This is a genomic window from Clostridium sp. HV4-5-A1G (assembly GCF_900184915.1).
Classification (GTDB): Bacteria; Bacillota; Clostridia; order Clostridiales; family Clostridiaceae; genus Clostridium_B; species Clostridium_B aromativorans.
On record NZ_FXYI02000388.1, the window covers coordinates 1 to 544 of the forward strand.

Annotated in this window: 1 protein-coding gene; it reads right to left on the reverse strand. The window is 29.2% G+C overall.

Annotated features, from left to right (window positions below; all coding sequences use genetic code 11):
- Window positions 1-544, reverse strand: a 544-nt coding sequence (locus J5G60_RS18690) for an RNA-guided endonuclease InsQ/TnpB family protein (RefSeq protein ID WP_207876669.1), incomplete at both ends; no start/stop codon positions are given.

The window sequence follows — 544 nt, forward strand, 5'->3', positions numbered from 1 at the left end:
TTTCTGATTTTCTCAGATATTTTGGGTTGGCCTCTCTATATCCATCTGAACATATTGCAAATTCTTTTAGCCCCATATCTATTCCTATTTTTTTACTGACTTCAGGCAGCTTTTTAATCTCACAATTAACCAGTATAGATATAAAATATTTGCCACTCGGCACCTGGGATACAGTACATGATTTAATTATTCCGTTGAATTCTCTATGCTGTTTTATCTTTATCATGGATTTTAATTTAGGTAATTTAATATGTTCATCTTTGATATAAACTGTTCCATTTTGATTATTGGTTGTATAACTGTTATAGTTACTTTTCTTACTTTTGAATTTAGGAAAACCTATTGATTTATCTCTAAAGAAATTTTTATATGCTTTATTTAGATCCATTTGAGCATTTGCCAGAGCAAGACTGTCAACTTCTTTAAGCCATTCAAATTCTTTTTTATACTGTGCCGGGGTAGGATACTTAATCTTTTTAATATCCAAATCTTTGTTTTCCTTGTATGATTTAATTCTATCAGCCAGCATTTTGTTATATATAAA